Here is a 16,455-nt window from a genome sequence, read left to right as displayed (position 1 = left end):
GAGCCGGAAGGCGCTGTCCTAAGGAGCGGGTGCTGATGTTCGACTCCGGCCTCAACGAGCAGCGGGACGCCCTCGCCACCGTGCCGGGCGACGGACCGGCCGGCCCGGCCGGCCCGGTCAGCAGTTACGACGCCCTGCCGATACCGCCGGCGCACCTGCGGGAGTGGCGGGACGCCACCCTGGGCCGGATCCGCGGGCTGCCGCGCCGCCGGGTCCTGGAGATCGGCGCCGGCACCGGGACGCTGCTGCCCCGCCTCGCCCGCGACGCGGAGGTCGGGGAGTACTCCGCCACCGGCTCCGCCGCCGCCGTCGCCGCGCTCACCGCGCGGGTGGAGGCCGACCCGGTCCTGCGGGAGAAGGTGCGGCTGGAGTGCCGCGGCGCCGAGGACACCCACGGGCTGCCCGCCGGGCACTTCGACACGATCGTCGTCGACTCGGTGGTCCCCTCCTTCCCCGGCCTCGCCCACCTGCGCACCGTCGTCGAGCGCCTGCTGCCGCTGCTCGCCCCGGGCGGCTCGCTGTTCCTGGGCGGCCTGCGCAACCTCGACCTCGCCCACTGCTTCAGGACCGGCACCGCGCTGGCCCGGCCGGGCGCCGCCCGGGGCGACCGGGAGGCGCTGTGCCGCCGCATCGACCGCGAGGTCGCCCAGGAGCGGGAACTGCTGCTCTCCCCCGCCCTGTTCGACGCCCTCGCCCGGGACCTGCCCACGGTGCGCGCGGTGGACGTACGCGTCCAGCGCGGCGTCCAGCACAACGAGCTGACCCGCTACCGCTACGACGCGGTCCTGAGCACCGCCGAACCCGCCGCCGACCTCACCGCCGCGCCCCGCGCCCGCTGGGGCGAGGAGATCACCACCGCCGCCACGCTGGCCGGCCACCTGCGTGCCCGGCGCCCCGCCGTGCTGCGCCTGGCCGCCTTGCCCAACCGGCGGGTGCACGACGAGTACGCGGCCATGCAGTCCCTGTTCCACCCCCTGGAGAGCATCGACCTGGCTCCGCAGGACGCCCCCGCCCCCGCCCCGGAGGTGCTGTGCCGGGCCGCCGAGCGCCTCGGCTACCGCGCCCTTCCCACCTGGGGCGAGCGCCCCGACCTCCTGGACATCGTCCTGCTCGACCCCGAGCAGGTGCCCGCGGGCCCCCTCACCGGTGTGTACGCGGCACCCGTCGTCGAGGCGGCGGGCTGCGCCAACACCCCGGCGACGGACCACCGTCCCGCCGGCCCGGACGCCGGCCCGACGGTGCGGCCGCCGAAGGGCGCGGCCCCCTCCGCGCGGACGGCACCGGCCGCCCTGCCGTCGCACACGGTCCGCGCCGCCGCCCCCGCGCCGCACGCCCTGTCCGCGCCCACCGCCACCGCCGGCCGCCCGGCCACGCGCGCCCGCCCGGCCACGGGGATCTGGGCGGGCGCGGACACGGACGCGCCGCCCCCCGGGGCGAACGTGGCCTCGCTGTTCGCGGCCCAGGTGGCACGGGCACCCGAGACACCCGCCCTGCCCGGCCTCGCCTACGCCGAACTCGACGCCCGCTCCGACCTGCTGGCGCACGCGCTTCTGGAGCACCGGGCCGGCCCCGGCACCTGTGTGCTCACCGCGCTGTCCTCGCCGGCCGGGTTCGCGGTGGCCGCGCTGGCCGTGGTGAAGACGGGAGCCGCGCTGCTGCCCGTCGACCCGGCGCTGGACCTCGCCGAGGCGCCGCACCCCGCGGTGCTGCTCCTCGACGAGACGGCGGACCTGCTGCTGCCCGCCGTGCCCGGCGCGGCCCGGCTGGTCCGCGACGCCGCCGCCGGCCCGCTGCCGCCGGCCGGGCACTGGCCGGTGACGGACGCCGACCGGCTCCGGCCGCCGTGCCCCGGCGACCCGCTGCTGGTGGTGCCCGGCGAGGACGGCACGGTCGCGGTGGGCGGCGAGGCCGTCGCCGCGGCTGCCCAGGCGGCGCCGGCGGACACGGCCTGGCTGGTGCGCGGCTACCCGGACGGGGACGCGGCGATCGGGCTGCTGAGCGCCCTGGTGTGCGGGGCGCGCGTCCACGTCCCGGACGGCTCGGTCTCCCGGGACGTGCCGCACGAGGTGCTGGGCTGGCTGCGCCGGCGGGGCGCCCGGATGGTGCTGGGCGGCGCCGACGACGTGCTGGGAGCGCTGCTGGCGCTCGCCCGGGCCGAGGGCGCCGGACTGAGCGTCAGCGGCGGCTGGGCCGAGGGCAGGCTGGTCGTCGAGCAGATGCCCGGCTCCCCGCCCCGGCCCGCCCCCGGCTACCGGGCCTACCTCCTCGATGCCCTGCTGCGTCCGGTCGGCCCGGGAGAGACCGGGTCCCTGTACATCGCGGGCGCGGGCGTGGCCCAGGGGTACGCCGGGAGGCCCGGGTCCGACGGCGAACGGTTCCTGCCCGACCCGTTCGGCGGCCCGGGAGGCGGCACCGCCCGCATGTGGCGCACCGGCCGTGCCGCCCGCCTCGACGAGGACGGCAGCCTGCGGGTGCTGGACGCTCCGGCCCACGACGACCCGTTCACCGACGAGCACGCCACCTTCGTGGTCCTCGCCGACACCGCCGGCCACCGCGCCCTGTGGCCGGCGACGGCCGCGATCCCCGAGGGCTGGTACGAGACCCACGGCGAGGACGCCTGCGCCCCCTGCCTCGACCACCTCCACAGCCCTCTCGACGACGACCTCGACGACCTGTTCTAGACCTCTCCCCACGCCTGCGCCTCACTGACGACGAGCCCTTCTGGAGGACCCCGTGAAGGTCACCGGCAACCGCCCCGCGTTCTCGCCCCCGGCCCCGTCCCCCGCGCGCCGCCCGTGGCCCGCCCGTCCTCGCGCCGGCGGGCGGGCGACCCGCGGAACCTGGACGGGACGCCGGCCCTCGCGCGCGAACCGCGGCCGGACGTACGCCGCCGCCGCGGCCGGGCGCGGCGGACGGCGGGCCCTCACGGCGCGCCGGACGGCGGTGTTGTGGGCGGGGCGGCACCCGGCACGGGACGTCGGGCCTCCGGCGTCCGGCGAGCACCGGCACACGTCGGGTGCGCGGCCGTCCGCCCGCCCTTGCCACGCCGGCCGCGGCTTTGTCCGGACCGCGGACGGCCCGGAGGGCGGCCCGCACGCGGGCGGGGAAGCCGGCGGGGAGGCAGGCGGGGCCGGCCAGGGGCCGGGTCCGGAGCCGGATGCGGCCCCTGGCCGGCCGGGTGGTCAGGCCCCGGACGCGGCCGTGCCCCGCTGTCCGGTGGACTCGGCCAGGGACTCGGCGAGGATGCGCCAGATGTCGGCGGCCAGGTCGATGTTGGCGTCGGCCTGGGCCTGTTCGGCCAGGGCGCGCAGGCCCTGGATCCCGTCGGCGTCGCCGGAGCGGATGCGCAACTGGTGGCGCAGGATGTCCAGGCGCATCCGGTCCCGGTAGGTCATCATGGGCTGCGCCTGGGCGAGTTCGCCGAGCAGGTGGCGGGCGTCGTCGTACCGGGCGGTGAGGAAGGCGAGGTCGGCCTTGAGCGCGGTCAGCTCCTGGCGCAGGCCGGGCGTCCCGGCGAACGCGAGCGCCGACTCGGCCTGCGTGACGCAGCGTTCGGCGGCCTCGGGGTCCGGGGGCCGCTTCTGGAGGTGCAGCCGGCCGGTCGCGGTCCGGAGCCTGAGCCACAGCACCAGGTCCTCACCGCTGTCGAACTTCTCCAGCGCCTCCTCCAGACGGGCCTGCGCGGTGGCGAAGTCGCCCTGCCGGACCAGCACCGCCGCCGCGGTCCACATCGCCTCGGCCCACACCGCGTCCGACCGGCCGGCGACCAGTTCGACCAGCTCGTCCGCGTGGGCCCGGGCGTCGGGCATCCGGCCCGCCTCGGCCTCCACGGAGACCAGGGCGAGCAGCACCGCCGCACGGTCGTCCGCCTCCAGGCCGTCGTCCTCCTGCCCGAGACGGTGGGCGGTCGTCGCGGCCTCACGGGCGTCGGTGATCTCGCCGAGCGCGCGCAGGCAGCGGGCGTACCGGGTCAGCCCGCGCACCCGCAGTGCGGTCAGCCCGACCTGGTCGCCGAGCCGTACCAGTTCCTCCAGGTACTCCCGTTCGCCGGTGTGGTCACCCTGGACGCGCCGCTGCCGGGCCAGAAGCCACAGGGCCTGCCAGCGCAGCACCGGTGTCTCGTGCCCCTCGGCGGCGAGGGCCTCGCGGAGGGTTTCGGTCGCCGTGTCGGAGCCGGTGGAGGCGGCCAGGGTGAGCGCGTGGGCGAGCGAACCGCCCGCGGGTTCCTCGAAGTCCGCCGCTTGCAGGCCGAGTCGCCCGGCGAGGTAGGCGACGGCGCGTTCCGTGGGCTGGCGGGCGCCGGACTCCAGCCGGGAGAGGTATCCGGTGGACATGCCGTCACCGGCCAGCGCGGTCTGGGACAGCCCGCGGGCCTGGCGCAGTTTCCTCAGACGTCGGCCGAAAGCCGGCTGCTGCAGCATGTGACCATTCCCTGGGGCAGGCGGGTGGGGGGGGTGGCCACGAGGCAGAAGGGACGAGCGCCATCCGAAGCCGCAACGAGCCTAGGGCGACGGGAAACAGCCGGGCAATGTTTTGCCAGACACCGTGGCATCGTCTCGTGCGGACCTCACGTGTTCCTCGTGCGTTCCTCGAGCGGGCGGTCCGGAACTCGGCGGGCGAGGCGTGCCGGCTTCTGCCCGCCGGGGTTCAGGCCGTGCCGTCCGGCGCGGGGGCGGAGACCAGCGCCAGGTGCCGCCGCCCGGCCGTACGCCGCGGACGCGGGACGCCTGCCGCCGGGACCGCGCCCGCCCCGGCCGCCGAGCCGGCACACACGGCACGCAGGCCCGCCGCCGGGGCCGCCACCGCCCCACCGCCCGCCGCCGCAGGAGCGGGCGGTGCCGCCCGGACGGCCGTCGGCACGGCGTGGCACCCGCGCCCGCGCCCGGCCAGGGCCTCCCGGAGCGCCTCCGTGAACCGCGCGGCGTCCCACGCCGAGTTGTCGTGGTGGACCGAGACGCGCACCGCGGCGGTGGCTTTGCGCCCCGGCGAGTACAGCGGGGTCTGCTGCGCGACCGTCTTGCCCACGACGACTCCGCGGGCGGCGAGCGCGCGGCGCAGCGAACCGGCGGGCATCTCGGCGTGCCGGAAGGTGACGATGCCGCACTGGACCCGCCCGGGGGCGATCAGCTCGGCTCCGGGCGTCTCCTGCACGACGGTGCGCACCACGGCGGCGAGGCCCCCGGCGGGGCCGGCGTCCTGCGGCACGGCCAGGGCGGCGTTCAGCGCGACGACGCTCGCGCCCTCCGGCAAAGCCGGGAGCGCCGTGCCGCAGGGGGCCAGTGCCTGCCGCAGCTCGGGTGCCAGGTAGGCGAACCCGACCGACTCCGGGCCGCGCAGGAACCGCCAGCCGTCCCCGGTGAGCAGCTGGCAGCCGATGCGTCCCGCGTCCACGGGGAGCTGACCGACGGCGTACGAGGCGTCGACGGCGTAGAGGCACCGGTGCGGGGCGAGGATGCGGCCGATGTCCTCCACCGGGGTGACGATGCCGCAGCCGGCCGGGACGTGGGCCACCGACACCAGGGCGACGTCGTCGTCGATGTGCGCCGCCATCCACTCCAGGTCCAGGTCGCCGTCCGGGCGCAGCGGTACGACCTCCAGCCGGCAGCGGGCGCGGTCGCGCAGGGCGGTCAGGACGGTCAGGTTGGCGACGCCCTCGTAGGGGGTCGTCCAGATGCGGTCGCCCGGGCCGAGCGCAAGGCGCGGCACCAGGGCGGCGAAGGCGTCGGCCGCGCCGGTGGCCAGGACGGTGTCACCGGCCGGCGCGCCCAGCAGGGCAGCCAGGCGCGCGTCGAGTTCGGGGCGTACGACGTGATGGACGTGCTCGTCCACCTCGTACGGACCGTGGCGGTCCTCGTGCCGTGTCCACTCGGTGAGTTGCGCGCGGGCGGCGGCCGGCATCCGGCCCAGGCCGGCGGTGTCCAGGTGGACCCTTCGGCCACGGTCACCGTGAGGCATCGCTTCCACTTCCGACCTCCCCGATCACGGACAACCATTGGCAATTGCTTGCCTCTTGCTTGGCAATAAGTTGTCAGAATTCAGGGCGGGTTGGCAACGCCGGCTCCAGCGGCGCTCCAGTTCCGGGGCCGCGGTCGGGGTTCGGCAGGGGCGTTCCCGGGTTCGGTCCCCAGAGTTTTCCTAGCGTTGCCAGGTCATTTCCCGTTCTGCCAGGACTTCACGTTCTCGCTGGTCAAAGGTTCTTCTCGTGGGCAAGGCAGGCGCCTTCCCCTGAGCCGGGGAATGCCTCCGGTGCCCTGCTCCAGCGTCCGTCAACCGATCTCCGAGCGATTCCCGAGACCTCCTTGCCAATCTTCTTGGCAGAAGGTTGCCAAGCATCGAACGTGAAATTGACACCGAGGAGCCCGCCATGAAGCGCATCGCCACCGCCGCCGTCACCGTCGCCGCCGCCATCGCCGCCACCGTGCTCTCGGCCGGGGTCGCCGGCGCGAGCGACATCGGCTGGCCGGCCGCCCCGAAGACCACCGCCACCACCACGGACGACATCGGCTGGCCCGTCCCCCCGAAGACCAGCTTTGAGGACCTCGCCTGAGCGCTCGCCGGGCCACCGGGCCACCGGGTCCGCCCACCGATACGCCCCCGCCGGCCACAGGCCGCCTCGGGGGCTTCGGTTGTTGCCGGACCGGGGGTCCTTTACGGACGCGCCTTCGCACACCCCTGTATCCGCGCTCCGCGTCCGCACGGCTCTCACGTGTTCCTCGAGCGCCCCTTTAGCGGATCAGGTCAGGATTTCCAGCGCCATACGCCGCAAGCGCCTGCGCGCTGTCCCGCCCCCGCCCGGGAGTCGTCCATGAAGCATCCGGTTCCTGCACGGCGTGCTGCCCCCGGGAGCGGATGCGTACCGCGGGGGCCGAACCGGGACGTGCCGTCCGACGACGACATCGGATGGCCCAAGCGCTGACGCACGACCGCGCCGTCCCGCCCGCACGACGGCCTGCCCGGACTCGCGGGCAAGGGCGTGCCGCGCCGCCGCGCGGCCTCTCCGGCGGCGGAGGCCTCTTCGGTGGGACGCGCCGCCGCTGCGTCGCCCGGCGAGTCGTCAGTGGCCGTCCGGTCGGCTCTGCTGACCCTCTCGCCCGTGCGTCCACGCAGGTGCGGCCGCGGTACGCCGGCGGCGGCCCGACGGCTGACCGCCGCCCGTCCTCAGGCCGCTTCCAGCACCCGCCGGAGCACGGCGTGCACGTCGGCGCGGTGGCGGGCCCACCACAGCGCCTCCCAGTCGATGCGCGGGCCGGAGAGCCGCAGGTGCGCCATGGCGGCCAGCAGCGCCGGCACCTCGCCGGCCGCGACGGCCGTCTCCGCGTCCTCCCGCGGGCCGGGCCCGCACGCCAGCACCCGCCTGAAGCCCGCCGCGCGCAGCGCCGACAGGCCCTGAGCGTCACCGTGTCCGGCCACCGGTGCACGAGGGGCACCACGGCCGGGGCGGTCATGACGACCGGTCAGGACGTGCCGCGCGGCCTTCTCCAGGCCCAGGCCCCCCGCCACGTGCGCCGCGGCCACCGTGCCGGAACCGGCCCCGGCGACCGCGCCGATGCGCATCCCCCAGTCCTGCCACGTCCGGTACAGGGCCACTTGGTAGGCGAACAGCGCGGCCCGGCCGAAGTCCGCTCGGTCGAGCAGTGCGGCGTCGGCGCCGTGCTCGGGTGCGAAGACCGCCGCCGCCAGGGGCAGCGGCAGGCGCACGTCGAGCCCTCGGCACCCGGTGTCGAACTGCGTGCGGAAGACGGGGAACGTCCCGTACAGGGCCCGCACCATGGCGGGCCGCACCCGCCGTGCGGCGCCGAACAGCACCGCCGTCTCGCCCTCCCCCGTCACCAGCACCGGTGTACGTGCCGCTGAGGTGTGCGGCCCGTTGCGGCCGCGGCCTGGGGTCATCGGGGCGCCTCCTCCCGCGCGTCGGCCGCCGGGCGCCCCGGCCGCCGTACCTGGCCCACGGGTCCGCTCAGGCGGCGAACAGGTCGAAGGTGGAGGTGTTGCGCGGCCCCGCCAGGACGTCGAGCTGGGGGTCGACGGACAGCATGGCCTGGTGCATGCGCTGCAGTTGGGGAGAGGGCTCGACCCCGAGGTCGTCGATGAGCCGCATCCGCAGCCGGCGGTAGACCTCGAGGGCGGACGCCTGCCGGCCCGACCGGTACAGGGCCACCATGGCCTGCGAGTGCAGCCCCTCGTGCTGAGGGTGGCGTGCCGTCAGGTCGGCCAGTTCGGCGATGAGTTCGGTGTGCCGGCCCAGCCGGAGATCGGCGTCTATGCGCCGCTCGACGGTGACCAGGCGGCTCTCCTGCAGCCGTACGACCTCGATGTCGAGCACCGGACCGACCCGCACGTCCACCAGGGGCGCGCCGCTCCACAGGTCCAGGGCCGCGCGGAGGCGGGCGGCGGAGACCTCGTTGTCCCCGGCCCCGAAGGCGGTCCGTCCCTCACGTACCAGCTTCTCGTACTGGTGGACGTCGACGCAGTCGCCGTCGATCTGGAGCAGGTAGCCGCCGTGCCGGGTGGCGAGCACGTCTTTGGCGCCCGCCGGTGAGCCGGGTCCCATCGCCGTGCCGAGTTTTCTGCGCAGTTGCAGGATGTACGTCTGGAGGGTCGTCAGCGCGCTCGCCGGGGGCGTGGTGCCCCACAGCTCCTCCATGAGGGTGGGCACGGGCATGACCCGTCCCGGGTACAGCGCCAGAAGCGCCAGCACCTGCCGCGGCTTCCCGGCCGTCGGAACGATCGAACCCCCGTTGACCTCGGCACTCAACGGACCCAGGATTTGAATCTTCACGGTGTCTCCGCTCGTCGAGTTCGTCGAGTCCTCTGTCCAGTTCCTTTCGATGGCCAGAAAACTGCGTCACGTGCACGCTAGCCGCGTCCGTGTCCCCCGGCGCTTTTCTGCAGCCGCCCTCTAGCGGAGTTCCATATACGGTGTGGCGGCGGGTGCGGGACCGGCCCGTCCGGGCGCAGGCCGCCGTCCCGTCGCCGGGGCGCCTGTGCGCCCTCGCCTGCGCGTTGTCACACGGCCCCGCCCACCGGTTCGGGCAGCGGGATGTCCCGCGGGGCCGCGCGGGCCCAGGGGAAGCCGTGGTGGAACTGGAGCACGCCCGGCTGTCCGTCACCGGCCGGCACGGCGACCGCGACCAGGACGCCGGGGACCGGCTCCAGTTCCAGGAAGCACCACCGCCCGAACCGGTCCTGATCCGGCGGCCGGAAGGCTCTCACGCCCCGGTCGTCGTCCAGGGTGAAGGCGAACTCGTCGAAGGGCAGTCCGAGTCCGAGGCCGAGCGCCTTGGAGTACGCCTCCTTCAGCGTCCACAGCCGCAGCACGCGCCGGTCGCGGGTGTGGCCCGGCGCCACCCGCGCGATCCACTGCTGTTCCTCGGGCGCGAACGTGCCGGTGATGGTGTCGATGCCGCGCGCGTCGCGGTCCAGGCCCTCGACGTCCACCCCGATGCGCCGGCTGCGGACGATGCCGAGCAGGTTGTAGCCGCCGGCGTGCGAGAGGTTGAAGTCGAGGTGGGTTCCGCCGCGCGGCAGTCCGCCCGCCACCGGCCGCAGGAAGGGACGTCCGCGCCGGGAGCGCCACATGACCAGCTCGGCCTCGGCCAGTCCGGCCTCCAGCGCCAGCGCCCGCCGGACCAGGATGTGCGCGACGAGGTACTGCCGCCGGTCACGTTCGAAGAGGAACTTGCCCGCCGTGTGCCGTTCCTGCTCGTCCAGCCAGTGCGCGGCGAGCAGGTCCCGGAGGGCGGGCGTCAGGTCGTCGTTGGGACACAGCCACAGCTTGACGGGCGGGGCCTGCTGCGGGGCCGGGAGCTGCCCGGGGTTGCGCGTGACGGGCTCGATGAGGGTCATGACGGCGTCGGCCCGTCCGTTGCCGGACACCCGGCCTCCCGCAGCGGCCGGCGCAGCAGCGCGCTCGTGGGCAGCGGCAGCACCGGCGCCGCACCGGCCGTGTCGGCGGCGGTCACGTCCACCCCGGCCAGCCACAGCCGGGCCAGGGCGTCGAGCCGGCGCCCCCGCCACAGCGCCGCCAGGTACGCGCGGGTCTCGGGCAGCTCGCCGAGGAGCACGGCGGGCCCTTGGGCGCCGCGCAGATCGGCGCACCGCACGCTGCCGCGCGCACCACCGGCTCCGGCACCGTCCCGGCCACCGGCACCGTCCTGGTCGTCGGCACGGTCCCGGTCGTCGGCTCCGTCCTGGTCGTCGGCACGGTCCCGGTCGTTGGCACCGGCCTGGTCGTCGGCACGGTCCCGGTCGTTGGCACCGTCCTGGTCGTCGGCACGGTCCCGGTCGTTGGCACCGGCCTGGTCGTCGGCACGGTCCCGGCCGTCGGCACCGTCCCGGCCGTCGGCACCGTCCCGGCCGTCGGCTCCGACCAGGTCGTCGGCTCCGGCCAGGTCGTCGGCACCGTCCCGGTCGTCGGCTCCGGCCAGGTCGTCGGCACCGTCCCGGTCGTCGGCTCCGGCCAGGTCGTCGGCGAACGCCCTCAGCGCGGCGCCCAGTTCGCCGGTGTCGCGCGCGACGACGGCGAGGCGGCAGTCCCGCACGGCCCGGCCCAGCCTGAGTTCACGCGCGAGAGCGGCGAGCAGCCGCCGGCCGTCCTGCGTACCGTCCTCCACCGCGTCGGCCGGCAGCACCCGGTCGGCGAGCCGCCGGGCCGTGGCGGCGAGGTGCTCCGGCGTCGGCGCGGACAGCAGGACCAGTTCCCCGGACGCGGCGGCCGGACCGGCCGGACCGGCCGCGATCGGCTCGGGACCGCGCCGCGGCGGCTCCTCGAGGAGCACATGGGCGGCCGGGCTCCCGGCCGCCGGGCGGACGGCCACGGTGGCGCGGCGCGGCAGTTCGCGTCCCGACTGATCGTGCGGCCGTGCCCACGGCACGGCCGAGGAGTCGCCGGGAGCGGGCAGCAGCGTGCCGTGGCGCAGTTGCAGCACCGCCCGCACCAGGGCCGCCAGTCCGGTCGCCGCGCCGGTGTCGCCGGTCGTGGCGGCCACGGTGGTTTCGGTCTCCCGCAGCCCGACACCGGCCGCCGTGACACCCGCAGCGGCCAGCGCCCGGCGGGCCAGCCGGTCGGCGGCGGCCTCCCGCGCGCGCCGTCCGGGATGGGCGACGGCCGTGGCCCGCACGACCGCGTGGACGGTGTCGCCGGCGGCCCGGGCGGCGGCGAGCGGCCGGAGCAGTACGGCCCCCACGCCCTGTCCTCCTTCGGCGCCTTGGGGGTGCCGGCGGGCGGGGCCGGGCCGCAGGCCGACGGCGCCGACCAGGGCGGCGCCGCACTCCCCGGCGCGCAGCGCGGACAGCGCCTGGTGCAGGGCTACGAGGAAGGCCGCCCCGCCACCGCCGACGCAGTGGCCGGGCCCGCGCAGGTCCAGCAGGGTGGACAGGCGGGCGGGCAGGGTGACACCGGCACCGGCGGCGGCCGGGGCGTCGCCCGCCGGTGCCGGGGCGACGGCGGCTCGGCCGAGGGGGTCGTGGGCGACGTACACGCCCACCGCGCGCGGTTCGCCGTCCGCCGCGGTGAGGGTGTCCAGGCGGGCGCCGGTGCAGCCGGCCGTCTCGAGGGTCTGCCAGAGCACTTCGAGCAGGAGCCGCTCCTGCGGGTCCATCAGCGCGGCGTCCTGTGGCGTCAGCCCGAAGAAGACGGCGTCGAAGTCGCCGGCGCCTGCGGGGGAGCCTGACGTGCGCCGCCCGGCGTCGCGTCCGCCGAGCACCGCGGTGTGCCAGAAGGCGTCGAGGCCGTCCGCGTCCGGGAAGCGCCCGTGAAGGGCCGTGATCGCGTAGCCGTCCGCCGGGAGGGGAGGTCCGCCGCCCGCCGGCGCGGTCGTCAGGGCACGCGCCGGCGGGGGCTGGGACACGGCGGCACGCGGTGGGGCCACCTCCGCCGTGAGCAGCGCGTGCCTTGCCGCGGAGCCGGGGTGCGCACCGGTCAGGAGGGCCGCCGCCTGCTCACGGCCCAGGTCACCGTTCTTGAAACGGGTCAGGATGTCCCTGTGGTCCATGGTCTGCACGTGCTGTCCTCGTTCACAGGGGCCGCGGCGTCAGCAGGGTGACCGCTTCGTCGACCGTGAGCATGTCGTCGCGCACCGCGTCGAGCAGCGCGTTCACCTCGTCCTTGGTGAGGTCGCTGCGTACCTCGCTGCGTATCGGGTCCGGCGCGGCGTCCGCCCGGGCGAGGCTCCCGGCCGCCCCCGGCGCGCCCGGCGCCGCACCGGCGATGTACTGCGCCATGGCCGCGAGGCTGGGGTGGTCGTAGAGCGTGACGGGGCGCTCGCTGAGGCCGTACGCACGGTTGACGGCGGCCACGAACTCGGCGGCCATGACGGAGTCGAGCCCGAGCAGCGGGAAGGCGGTCTGCGGGTCGAGTGCGGCGGGATCGCAGTGGACGGTCGCGGCCAGGTGACCGCGCAGCTCGTCCAGGACGGCGTCCGCGCCGGACACGGTGAGCCCGGCGGACGTGCCGGGCTGGCCGGCGGGGCCCTGGACGCCGGCCGAGGCGAGGTGGCGGGCGAGGTCGGCCGGGGCAGGGTGGTCGTGGAGCGCGGCAGCGGTGACGGCGGTGCCGAAGCGGGTGTTGAGGGCCGCCACGAACTCGGCGGCGAAGATGGAGTCGACCCCCAGCACCTGGAACGGCTGTCGCGGGTCGATCCGGCCGGGTTCGACGTGCAGCGTGTCCGCCAGCACGGCCGTCAGCCCGTCGAGGATGCCGGCCGCGGGGCCGTCGGGGTCCGGTGGCGAAGCGGTCTGCGGCTGGCTGCTCAAGGCGGGCGCCTCCTGTTCGGTGCCGGTCTCCCGGCAAGTGCGGTGCCGGCTCCCCGGAAGGTGCGGTGCCGGCTGCCGGGAAGGTGCGGGTGGTACGGGTCAGCCGGCCGGGGCCAGGCTGGGCTCCGGCGGGGACTGCGGGGAGGGCCCCGGCACCACCGGTACGGGCATGCCGTCCTGGGTGGCGGCCAGGATCGAGTGCTGCAGGCGGCGCAGCCGCGGGGAGGGTTCGATGCCGAGGTCGCGCACGAGGCTGGTGCGCAGCCGCTGGTAGACGCCGAGCGCCTCGCCGCGGCGGCCCGCGCGGTGCAGCGCCACCATGAACTGGGCGTGCAGGTTCTCGTGCGTGGGGTGACGGCTGGTCAGCACCGTCAGTTCGGCGAGCAGTTCCCGGTGGCGGCCGAGCCTGAGGCCGGCCTCGATGCGCTGTTCGAGGGCGCACAGGCGGCTCTCGTCGAGCCGCGCGGCCTCCATGGTCAGCTGCGGCCCCTTCGGCACGTCCGCGAAGGCCGTGCCGTTCCACAGCTTCAGCGCGCTGCCCAGCAGGCGGCAGGCGCCGGTGAAGTCGCCCGCGTCCATGGCCCGGTAGCCCTGGCCGGCCAGCTGGTCGAACTCCCGCACGTCGCTGGTGCCGCCGTTGCAGGCCAGCAGGTATCCCCCGGGCAGGGTGATCAGGACGTCCTTGGCGGTGCGGGGCTGCTCGCCCTCACGGGCGGGGTCCTTCGCCAGGGCCGCGGCGATGAGTTCGCGCAGCTGCAGGACGTAGGTCTGCAGGGTGGTGCGGGCGCTGCGCGGCGGCCGGTGCGACCACAGCTCCTCGACGAGCGAGTCGACCGGGACGATCCGGTCGGCGTGCAGGGCCAGCAGGGCCAGGACCTGGCGGGGCTTGGGCGCGGTGGGGGCGACGGACACCCCGTTCTCTCTCACGTCGAGTGCGCCCAGTACGTCGATGTCCACGCCGTCTCCCTCGTTCGCGTGCGCTGCGGGCCCTCCGATTAAAAAACAGCACATACGGTCTGTCAATAACAAACCGCATAAGCCGTTTTTATTGGCCCCTGCAAGAAACGCCCGCCGAGGCCATGACCCTTCAACTCCCGTGCGGCAACAGCATCACAGCCGACAGAGAGCCACTCGGCCGCCGGTGGACGCCCCCTCGAGTCGCACGCGAGTACGCCATCAAACCAACCGTCGCGGCAGGTGTACGGGGCAAGGAAAAAACCATACGGTCGGTTATGGTCGCTGGTCAGCGCGGGCCGCGGGGCGACACCCGGGCGGCGCCGGGGGCCCCGCCACCGGCCGGAGACGTCCGGTGGAGCCCGGCCTGCCCGTCCGCCCGCAGCGCGAGCAGCACGGCCAGGAGCGCGGCGATGTCCTCTTCGCCGGGCTGTCCGCGCACGATGCGCAGGGCGAACTCCCCCTGGCCGGCGAGGGCCCCGCGGTCCGGATCTCCCATGCCCCCTCCTGCGGCGTCCCGGTCACCGTCGGACACCGCGCTCGACGCGCGCTCTCACCCCGCTCGAGCAGGGGCACGGCGGCAGGCCGGTGCGGCCGCGGCCCGGCGGTGCGCGTCCAGCGCCGGGCCGCACCGCACGCGCCGTCACACGCGGCGCCGGTTCACACGGCGCGCGCGGACGGACTCCAGGCCCCGCAGCAGCGCGCGGGCGCTCCCGGCGGCGTCACCGGTCCCCGTCATGATCACGGCCGCCAGCCCGCCGGTGGCGTACGGGGCGTCCCGGGCGATCTCGTAGGCGGTCCGGCCCGCGGGCCCGCACCCGCACAGCACCAGCCGGCGGCCGGTGCCCGGCGGCTGCCTCGGACCCGGTTCCCGCAGGCCCAGTTCCCGCAGGCCCAAGGGCGGCGGCAGGCCGCCCGCGTCGTCGAGGGCGAGGGAGACGATCCGCTCCGGACCGTCGTACTGGCTCAGCAGCAGGTCGTAGGCGCCGGGCGGCACGCCCGGCACCTCGACCAGGCCGATGACGTCCGCCTGGGGCTCCCCGGCGCGCAGCACCGCGAGGGCGAAGCCGCGCGGCCCGGGCTCCTGCCGCGCCGCCGGCGCTACCTCGCCCGCCCGCAGCAGGCCGAGGACCTGGGCCACCGTGACCCGTTCGTCGTGGTGGTCGGGCAGCAGGCGCAGCAGGTGCATGCACTGCGACAGCGCCTTGGAGGCGTCGGCGTCGGACAGGCCGGCCCGGTCGTGGGTGGCGGTCAGCGTCAGTCCGCCCCGGCTGTCGTGCCGGGCGACGAGGGTCACCGGCAGACTCGTGTCACTGCTCACGCTCTGCGGCAGGTCCGCCCGGATGCCCTGCGCGTTCAGTTCGCAGCGCAGGGCCTGCGGCAGTTCGGGCCGGGTGTCGAAGCGGACGAGCGTGTCGGTGAGGCGGTCACCGGGGCTGCGGCCGCTCCACTGGCGGATCAGGTCGCCGGAGACCCAGGGATAGGCGCTCAGGTCGAGCGCGGCGTCGCGCACCTGCCGCAGCAGGTCCACCAGGGGGGCGGCGGGGTCGACCGTGACGGTCACGGGCAGCGGGTTGCCGAGCAGCCCGGGGATGTCGGCCGCGCCCCGCAGCATGAGGTCGCGCCCGGACAGGTGCATGCCGAAGCTGACCGGGGCCGGGCCGGGCACGCCCGCCGCCCGGTACAGCAGCAGGGCCCAGACCGCGTGCAGGGCGCTGCTCTCGCCGGCGCCCCGGGCCGCGGCCCAGGAGCGCAGGCGGGCGGTCTGGTGCGGGCGCAGGCGGCGCTGGATGCGTCCGGGGCCGGTGGCGGGTGTGCGGGTGCCGGGCCGGCCGGGGCTGACCGCGGCGTGCGCGGGCGGGGCGGCCGTGGCCCAGAACCGCCGCGCGGCGTCGGTGTCCTGGTCGCGGAGCCACTCCACGTGGTCGCGGATGTCGGGCCGCCGTTCACCGCCCGGTACGACGCCGTCGGCGAGGTAGGCCCGGTAGAACTCCCGTACCAGCAGCTGTGCGCCGCGCTCGTCGAGCAGTGCATGGGGGTAGCTCAGCAGGATCCGGGTCGTTGCCGCCGGGCCGGTCGCGCCGGGCCGCGGCGGGCCGTCGAGCAGGGTGAGGCGGAGCAGCCCGGGGCGGTGCAGGGCGAACTGTCTGGCCCGGTCGCGCCGCAGGAGGTCGTTCCAGGACGCGGTGGTGCGGCGGTGGTGGACGACCTCGACGGCCGCCCGCCCGTGCAGGACGAGCCGGGGGGCGCCGGTCCAGTCGAAGGAGGTGCGCAGGACGGCTTCGCGGTCGGTGACGGACTGCCAGGCCGCGGTGAACCGGCCGATGTCCAGCGGGCCGGTCCAGGACCAGTGGAGCTGCTCGATGTGGCGGCCGGCCGCGCCGGGCCGGTTCACGGCGGCGAGCACAAGCTCGCGCTGGTGCCCCGTCACCGCGACGGTGCCCAGGCACGGGGGCTGGAGCAGGTCGGCCAGCAGCTCGGCGGCGAGCGGCACCGGTTCCCGGCCCGCCGGCGCGCCGGCCCGGCTCAGCCGTACCAGGTGCCGGCCCGCCTCCTCCTCCAGGGCGACGGAGTACGCGCGGTGCCGGGTGGCGACCTGGGCCGCGACCGCCTCGGCCTGGGCGGTGCCGAGCGGCCCGCACAGCTCGAAGACCAGCGCGGAGCCGGGGGCCGCGCCGTCCGGCTCGTGAACCACGGTGAGGACGGTCCCGGCCTGCGCGTCATGGGCCATGGCTGCTCATCCGCTCT

12 protein-coding genes are annotated in these 16,455 nt (G+C 76.3%); 2 read left to right on the top strand and 10 right to left on the bottom strand.

Going from position 1 to position 16,455, the window contains the following annotated elements; all coding sequences use genetic code 11:
• Positions 1 to 35: 35 nt before the first annotated feature.
• Positions 36 to 2,681, top strand: a complete 2,646-nt coding sequence (locus MTR79_RS16085) for an AMP-binding protein (protein ID WP_244790836.1) — start codon at positions 36 to 38, stop codon at positions 2,679 to 2,681.
• Between the two features lie 501 nt (positions 2,682 to 3,182).
• Here MTR79_RS16085 and MTR79_RS16080 read toward each other — a convergent pair.
• Both MTR79_RS16080 and MTR79_RS16075 read right to left on the bottom strand, forming a co-directional pair.
• Positions 3,183 to 4,421, bottom strand: coding sequence for a helix-turn-helix domain-containing protein (locus tag MTR79_RS16080; protein WP_189366392.1), 1,239 nt, complete (start codon positions 4,419 to 4,421; stop codon positions 3,183 to 3,185).
• A gap of 226 nt (positions 4,422 to 4,647) precedes the next feature.
• Entirely contained in the window at positions 4,648 to 5,955 is a 1,308-nt protein-coding gene (locus MTR79_RS16075; RefSeq protein ID WP_244793191.1) for an aminotransferase class V-fold PLP-dependent enzyme, read from the bottom strand.
• 409 nt (positions 5,956 to 6,364) lie between these two features.
• Between MTR79_RS16075 and MTR79_RS16070 the strand changes: the two genes are divergently transcribed.
• A complete protein-coding gene (locus tag MTR79_RS16070) occupies positions 6,365 to 6,547 on the top strand; it encodes a hypothetical protein (protein WP_244790834.1) in 183 nt (60 codons plus the stop codon).
• A gap of 611 nt (positions 6,548 to 7,158) precedes the next feature.
• Here the strand turns inward: MTR79_RS16070 and MTR79_RS16065 are convergent.
• From MTR79_RS16065 to MTR79_RS16030, 8 genes are all read right to left on the bottom strand, one after another.
• On the bottom strand, positions 7,159 to 7,890 hold the full coding sequence (locus MTR79_RS16065; RefSeq protein WP_244790832.1) for an acyltransferase domain-containing protein: 732 nt from the start codon (positions 7,888 to 7,890) through the stop codon (positions 7,159 to 7,161).
• 67 nt (positions 7,891 to 7,957) lie between these two features.
• Positions 7,958 to 8,779 carry an AfsR/SARP family transcriptional regulator gene (locus tag MTR79_RS16060; protein WP_189366395.1) on the bottom strand — a complete coding sequence of 274 codons (822 nt, stop codon included), beginning with the start codon at positions 8,777 to 8,779 and terminating at the stop codon, positions 7,958 to 7,960.
• A 227-nt stretch (positions 8,780 to 9,006) separates the two neighbouring features.
• Positions 9,007 to 9,876, bottom strand: a complete 870-nt coding sequence (locus tag MTR79_RS16055) for a 4'-phosphopantetheinyl transferase superfamily protein (RefSeq protein WP_244790830.1) — start codon at positions 9,874 to 9,876, stop codon at positions 9,007 to 9,009.
• Positions 9,843 to 11,993, bottom strand: coding sequence for a beta-ketoacyl synthase N-terminal-like domain-containing protein (locus tag MTR79_RS16050; RefSeq protein WP_244793188.1), 2,151 nt, complete (start codon positions 11,991 to 11,993; stop codon positions 9,843 to 9,845). Before MTR79_RS16050 ends, MTR79_RS16055 begins: the two co-directional genes overlap by 34 nt.
• A 22-nt stretch (positions 11,994 to 12,015) precedes the next feature.
• Positions 12,016 to 12,753, bottom strand: a complete 738-nt coding sequence (locus tag MTR79_RS16045) for an acyl carrier protein (protein ID WP_244790828.1) — start codon at positions 12,751 to 12,753, stop codon at positions 12,016 to 12,018.
• A 99-nt stretch (positions 12,754 to 12,852) separates the two neighbouring features.
• Complete coding sequence (locus MTR79_RS16040) at positions 12,853 to 13,710, bottom strand: AfsR/SARP family transcriptional regulator (RefSeq protein ID WP_048460365.1); 858 nt, start codon at positions 13,708 to 13,710, stop codon at positions 12,853 to 12,855.
• A gap of 286 nt (positions 13,711 to 13,996) precedes the next feature.
• On the bottom strand, positions 13,997 to 14,206 hold the full coding sequence (locus tag MTR79_RS16035; protein WP_244790826.1) for an acyl-CoA carboxylase epsilon subunit: 210 nt from the start codon (positions 14,204 to 14,206) through the stop codon (positions 13,997 to 13,999).
• Between the two features lie 144 nt (positions 14,207 to 14,350).
• A complete protein-coding gene (locus MTR79_RS16030) occupies positions 14,351 to 16,438 on the bottom strand; it encodes a condensation domain-containing protein (protein WP_244790824.1) in 2,088 nt (695 codons plus the stop codon).
• Between the last annotated feature and the right edge of the window lie 17 nt (positions 16,439 to 16,455).

This window comes from Streptomyces sp. BJ20 (assembly GCF_022869105.1).
GTDB lineage: Bacteria > Actinomycetota > Actinomycetes > Streptomycetales > Streptomycetaceae > Streptomyces > Streptomyces griseoincarnatus.
This window is presented reverse-complemented; position numbering and strand designations above follow the sequence as displayed.

Excerpts from the sequence above, each read along its gene's own strand:
- MTR79_RS16085 (WP_244790836.1), top strand. The coding sequence starts at position 36 with ATGTTCGACTCCGGCCTCAACGAGCAGCGGGACGCCCTCGCCACCGTG.
- MTR79_RS16080 (WP_189366392.1), bottom strand. The coding sequence starts at position 4,421 with ATGCTGCAGCAGCCGGCTTTCGGCCGACGTCTGAGGAAACTGCGCCAG.
- MTR79_RS16075 (WP_244793191.1), bottom strand. The coding sequence starts at position 5,955 with ATGCCTCACGGTGACCGTGGCCGAAGGGTCCACCTGGACACCGCCGGC.
- MTR79_RS16070 (WP_244790834.1), top strand. The coding sequence starts at position 6,365 with ATGAAGCGCATCGCCACCGCCGCCGTCACCGTCGCCGCCGCCATCGCC.
- MTR79_RS16065 (WP_244790832.1), bottom strand. The coding sequence starts at position 7,890 with ATGACCCCAGGCCGCGGCCGCAACGGGCCGCACACCTCAGCGGCACGT.
- MTR79_RS16050 (WP_244793188.1), bottom strand. The coding sequence starts at position 11,993 with ATGGACCACAGGGACATCCTGACCCGTTTCAAGAACGGTGACCTGGGC.
- MTR79_RS16035 (WP_244790826.1), bottom strand. The coding sequence starts at position 14,206 with ATGGGAGATCCGGACCGCGGGGCCCTCGCCGGCCAGGGGGAGTTCGCC.
- MTR79_RS16030 (WP_244790824.1), bottom strand. The coding sequence starts at position 16,438 with ATGGCCCATGACGCGCAGGCCGGGACCGTCCTCACCGTGGTTCACGAG.